The sequence below is a fragment of the Alteromonas sp. P256 genome, from assembly GCF_036864455.1.
Taxonomy (GTDB): domain Bacteria; phylum Pseudomonadota; class Gammaproteobacteria; order Enterobacterales; family Alteromonadaceae; genus Alteromonas.
In genome coordinates this window covers 1-5,350 of record NZ_JAZETM010000021.1, presented here as the reverse complement: position 1 = coordinate 5,350, position 5,350 = coordinate 1, and the positions used below count along the sequence as shown (strand labels likewise).

5 protein-coding genes and 4 tRNA genes are annotated in these 5,350 nt (G+C 42.4%); all 9 read right to left on the bottom strand.

All coding sequences use genetic code 11. The features are described from left to right. Nucleotides 1–87, bottom strand: an 87-nt coding sequence (locus V7R39_RS17615) for a GTP-binding protein (RefSeq protein WP_039555751.1), incomplete at its 3' end; no start/stop codon positions are given. 68 nt (nt 88–155) lie between these two features. Continuing rightward, nucleotides 156–231: transfer RNA gene (locus V7R39_RS17610), tRNA-Thr, on the bottom strand. A 7-nt stretch (nt 232–238) separates the two neighbouring features. Next, nucleotides 239–313, bottom strand: a tRNA-Gly gene (locus tag V7R39_RS17605). A gap of 34 nt (nt 314–347) precedes the next feature. Next, nucleotides 348–432: transfer RNA gene (locus V7R39_RS17600), tRNA-Tyr, on the bottom strand. A gap of 8 nt (nt 433–440) precedes the next feature. Then, nucleotides 441–516 (bottom strand) — tRNA-Thr (locus V7R39_RS17595). Nucleotides 517–625: 109 nt separating this feature from the next. Continuing rightward, entirely contained in the window at nt 626–1,411 is a 786-nt protein-coding gene (locus V7R39_RS17590; protein WP_334032260.1) for a type III pantothenate kinase, read from the bottom strand. Beyond that, nucleotides 1,401–2,387 (bottom strand): bifunctional biotin--[acetyl-CoA-carboxylase] ligase/biotin operon repressor BirA, encoded by a 987-nt coding sequence (birA, locus tag V7R39_RS17585; protein WP_032097091.1) that lies wholly within the window; start codon nt 2,385–2,387, stop codon nt 1,401–1,403. The genes V7R39_RS17590 and birA overlap by 11 nt, the downstream gene beginning before the upstream one ends. Beyond that, on the bottom strand, nt 2,384–3,388 hold the full coding sequence (gene murB, locus V7R39_RS17580; RefSeq protein ID WP_334032259.1) for a UDP-N-acetylmuramate dehydrogenase: 1,005 nt from the start codon (nt 3,386–3,388) through the stop codon (nt 2,384–2,386). Before murB ends, birA begins: the two co-directional genes overlap by 4 nt. Before the next feature lie 219 nt (nt 3,389–3,607). Then, nucleotides 3,608–5,164, bottom strand: coding sequence for a methyl-accepting chemotaxis protein (locus tag V7R39_RS17575; RefSeq protein ID WP_334032258.1), 1,557 nt, complete (start codon nt 5,162–5,164; stop codon nt 3,608–3,610). Nucleotides 5,165–5,350: the final 186 nt, after the last annotated feature.

The window sequence follows — 5,350 nt, the reverse complement described above, 5'->3', positions numbered from 1 at the left end:
AGTTAGCGTGGTTTTACCGTGGTCAACGTGGCCGATAGTACCCACGTTTACATGGGGTTTCGTACGTTCAAACTTTTCTTTTGCCATTTCTATTATCCCAGCAAAGTTACATTAAAAAAATTTTGAATTTTTACAACATGAGCTGGGGAGAAAAATGGTGCTGATAGGCAGATTCGAACTGCCGACCTCACCCTTACCAAGGGTGCGCTCTACCAACTGAGCCATATCAGCACTGATTTGGAGCGGGCAGTGGGAATCGAACCCACATCATCAGCTTGGAAGGCTGAGGTAATAGCCATTATACGATGCCCGCAAATCTTAATTCTCTGGCCACCTCATAAAGAAAGTGGTGGAGGGGGCAGGATTCGAACCTGCGAAGGCTGAGCCGGCAGATTTACAGTCTGCTCCCGTTGACCGCTTGGGTACCCCTCCAGAATTGATGGTGCCGACTGCCGGAATCGAACTGGCGACCTACTGATTACAAGTCAGTTGCTCTACCAACTGAGCTAAGTCGGCACTACATCAAGTGGGTGCGCATTCTAGAGTAATGAATTACTCAGTGCAAGTGTCTTTTCGAAAAATTTTCATTTTTCTTTTCTGACCGATTTCTCAATCTATCAGAAGGTTACGCTTGAATTGAACTAAGTTCTTTTCGAGCGTAGCGGGCAAGACCTTGCACCACCAAATGAGCGGAACGAATGTTAACAGCGGATTCTAAGAATGCAAACACTTTTTTGTCTCCCCCCCCTAAAATAATGTCAAAATCGGTTTGTTTGCTTGATATGTAATCAATGGCGCTCAAATAAACACCATAAACCGCTGCATGACACCCTGTAGCTACACACTCTTCAGTGTCTGTACCCACCCCAAAGCTGGTCGGAATTTCATCATTCGCCGATACTTTTTTTGTAGATGCAACCAAAGCGTCTCGCATAACGTTGAACCCTGGTATGATCCAACCGCCTAAATGTTGACCATTCACCACAAAATCTACCGTTATTGCAGTACCAACATCCATAACAAAAAATGCTTTTTTTGTTTTTTCTGCAGCACACACCATGGCGAGCCACCGATCAACGCCCATTTTTTGTACATTGTCGTAACTGTTTTTTATTTCGAATGCTGATTTTTCTGTGTGTTTTTCGATGAAATTAATGTTGCGAGGCAAACAGAGGGTATTTAATTCTTTTGAGACTTCATTATTTCTAACTGAAGCTAAGTAAACATGAGAAATTTTTTTGTAAGAGTCGATAAATTTAAAAAGCTCAGCTATCGAACTTACAGATTGGGGCTCTTTTTTGTCATCACACAACAGAGAATATTTGATTCGTGTGTTGCCAATGTCCACTAACAAGACATTTTGCTCGCCCACTACAGCATTTTTTTCAGATGAGATGCTATCAGTTACCACGAAGGCTAACCTCACCGCCATGAAAACGTGTAATGCCGTCTTGTGTTTCAACTAACAGTGCACCGCTGGCGTCTACGCCTCTATCGATACCAGAGAATCGCTTCTCACCCATCTGCAGCACTATCCTTCTATCACCGTAAAGATCTAAGGCTTCCCAATGGGGGACAAATGGCCCAAAGCCCTGTTGAGTAAATTTAGGAAGGTATGACCATAGTGATTTAATAATTTGCGCCGCTAATTCATTTCTATCTGGCACTGTACCTAAAAATGAAGCGAGATCGCTATGAGGTTGTCCAACGTCGTATTGGTTATCAGGCACACACACGTTCAATCCTATACCAATGACACAATGCGCTGTCGCTCCAATCTGCCCCTCTACCTCTATCAATACGCCAGCAAGCTTCTTACCCTGTAAATAGATATCGTTCGGCCACTTTAATTCGGCATCGTTAACACCAAACTCTTTTAGCGCGTCGCACACCGCAAGACCAACCAACAAAGAAAGGCCCGCCATGCTTTGATATCCATCTGGAAACGACCAATACATAGAAAATGTTAAGCTACCGCCCACAGGCGCTAACCAAGTTCTGCCATGTCTTCCACGACCTGCAGTTTGTATTTCAGCAAAAATCGCATCACCGTCGGCTAATTCTTCTCGATTATTGGCAATGCGTTTTTTCATCTCTGTATTGGTTGATGGGAGTACCGACTCAACATCTATCATGGCTCGTTTGGTATTACCCAAGTACTTCTTAATGCTATCTGCACTTAACATGGGAAAACCTCGCTCTAATCGGTAACCCTTACCTTTTACTTTAAATACATCTAATCCCCAGTCAGATAACTGAGAAATATGCCCCGCAACAGCGGTACGCGATAGTCCAACCTCTTGAGCTATGGTTTCACCAGAGTGGAAATGACCGTCGGACAATAGCGCTAATATATGTTTTCTTATTACTTTAGATGCCTGTCTCATAGCGAAATAAGTCCTTTGCTTCCTAAAAGGCGTACCTCAGGTTCGAGTTTGATATTAAACCTGTCAGAAACGCTGGCTATGATATCTCTTGCCATAGATAGTACATCGCTACCGTTGGCATCGCCAAGGTTTGTAAGTACTAAAGACTGTGTAGGGTGACACCTAACATCGTTCAGCGTCTTTCCTTTAAAACCAGCTTGGTCAATGAGCCAGGCTGCCGGAATTTTTACACTATCGCCAGCGGATTTCGTTTTTACGATAAAATGCGGCATATGTTCGTATCGATCAGCAATTGTTCTAAAGTGATCGTAAGTGACAATTGGATTTTTGAAGAAGCTTCCCGAATTACCGAGAATGGCAGGGTCTGGAAGTTTGGACTTACGCACCTCTATAACTTTGTGATAGATGTCCTGTGGAGTCGGATTCGTTAACGCGGCAAGCTCACCATAGGCGGTGTTTAGCTCATAAACTTTTGGTAGGACAAAATTAACGTGGGTAATAAGCACCTTATTGGCAAGCGCATGTTTAAATACACTATCTCGATAACCAAACTGACAGTCTTCATTTTTTAATAGAATCTTTTCACCCGTGTTAAGTACTACGGCCTCTATCGTTTGTATTAGCGTATCGACTTCTACGCCGTAGGCTCCAATATTTTGAATTGGACTAGCCCCTACCGAACCAGGGATAAGCGCTAAGTTCTCAAACCCAAACCACTCATTTTGCATACACAGTTTGACAAGCTCGTGCCAATTTTCGCCTGCGCCTACACGTAAAAAGTGACTATTTTCGTCATCAAAATGGCTTATACCCTTGATCTTATTTACCATTACTGTGCCTTCAAATGTTTCGGTAAATATTGAGTTACTGCCACCGCCAAGCAAATAACACACATCGGTATTTTTATAGAGGCTTAAAAAGGAATCGACATCTGAAAACGACTTAATGGATGTGCACGACGTATTTAAACCGAACGTGCTGTAGTGTTGCAATGAAGGCATAATTTCTACGAACTGCGAATAATTGCCTAATGGTAGGGTAAGCAGAGAATAAAGAAAAGTATATCCCTTCAATAAAGGAGGCGAGAATGTACCCACGTTTTACAGGTAAGTACAATTAACAGGGCGGTAAGTGTACTTTAGAGAGCTATTAACGTATTGACCATGCGCTCCTTTTCCTTCTTGGCATTGAGTCAATACCAGAGAAAATGCACTCATTCATCACTTGGCTTTGTATCCAATTCTAAACCCGCCCCAATGCTTTCCATTTACGTAAATAGGCGCTGACAAATCATGCATTATTTCCCCCGTGTCTCTTTTATAGGTCTGAAGCAGAAAAGACTGTGTATTGCTCCCACACCGGCGACCTGTTTTGTCGCTAAAGATTCTTTTCGTTCTGTTGTTAGCCAAATCTTTATCGTAGTCGCCGGTAAGCGGCTGACTGAATTTACTATTATGTGTTGGGAAGTAGCCATTTACATCCACAGCGCCGGCGTAAATTATGAAATCGTTATTCTCTAATATTGGCTCTTGAATTTCGGGTAATACTTTGTCGGTAAAAGCATCAAACGCCGTAGTGTGTTTTTCAGGGTTCGTGTTGGGTATCGCGGTATAGGTAAAATTAAACAGATCGCGCTCACTAATTGCCCCATCGCTAATCGCTCTCTCAAAGCGCTTGCCTATATGTTTCGATGTATTGATAGCAATATCGCGAACACGGCTGTTATCATCGTCTATGTCAAACGACTCCAATAACCTAAATATATCCTCGGCCTGAGTACTTAAAGCCAAGGCTTGCTCAGAAACCTCCGACAAATCAGATTCTAGATTGCCAGTAGCTTTCTGTAATGACTCAATTGAAATACCAATTCCGCCGCTATTTTGAGCAAGATCAGAGACATTTACTTGCATCGACAACATCGCAGCTTTTGCCTTTGAAGAAAGCATGCTTGATTCTGCGATGAGCGTTTCACTTTCAACAAGCAGCTTACTCATGTCTTCTCCCGACTCTGACACCTTAATCATGGTATTTACTGCTTGCTTACTACTGAGATTCACATCTTGCAAAACCTGCTCTATACCAGATGTGGCCTCTGTCGTTTTTTTTGCTAGCGCACGAACTTCATCGGCAACAACTGCAAAGCCTCTGCCCTGATCGCCAGCACGAGCCGCTTCTATAGCTGCATTAAGTGCCAGCATATTAGTTTGGTCAGCTAGTTGATTTATCGTGTTAGTAATATTACTTATACCCTCAGCTTTGGCCTTTAGCTCTACAAGAGTATCAGAAGAAACTATAATCTGTTCGCGCAAAAGCTGCTGATGCTCCAACGCCTTTTTAAGCCCGTTACTTCCCAACTGGGTTTTCTCATCAGACAGGGTAACAGCGTCACCAGCCTCTTTAGTAAGCTCATTAAGTGAAGTACTGCCAGACTCTAGGTTCTGAAGCCTTCCACTCATGTCATTTATACTAGTGACTTGCTCTCGAAAGGCAGATGATAATTTATCGAGAAAAAATGAGACTGACGCTCCGCCTATCGCAATCTTACTCGACGCAGCACTGATATCATTACCATTTGGTGCATTTTTATTAAGATGTCCAGAGCTTACCGACAACGTTTCATTTGACGGCTCGGTTTTTGAGATGATGTTAGATAAGACATAGCTTATCGCTAAGGTTGTGACCAACGAGATAATAGCGGATATATAAATTGAATTCGTTATCAAGAAACTTGCAACAACAGCTATCGCAGACACTAAACCTGGTAAAACGATCAACATATCAAATCACTGTGAAATATAGCACTATAATGAAAGTAGATGATAATTCGGAAAAAAACTATACCCAGGACAAAACTATGTAAAAATTGTAGTGAAGATTATTGACGTTTTATGAAGCCAAATCGATACTATTTTTGTCAACGCTATTTAGGACGGACCTCACACATAAAAAAAGCCCCTGTCGTA

What these genes read in the sequence shown, in the direction of transcription:
- murB (WP_334032259.1), bottom strand. Translation starts at nt 3,388, where the DNA reads ATGCCTTCATTGCAACACTACAGCACGTTCGGTTTAAATACGTCGTGC.
- V7R39_RS17575 (WP_334032258.1), bottom strand. Translation starts at nt 5,164, where the DNA reads ATGTTGATCGTTTTACCAGGTTTAGTGTCTGCGATAGCTGTTGTTGCA.
- birA (WP_032097091.1), bottom strand. Translation starts at nt 2,387, where the DNA reads ATGAGACAGGCATCTAAAGTAATAAGAAAACATATATTAGCGCTATTG.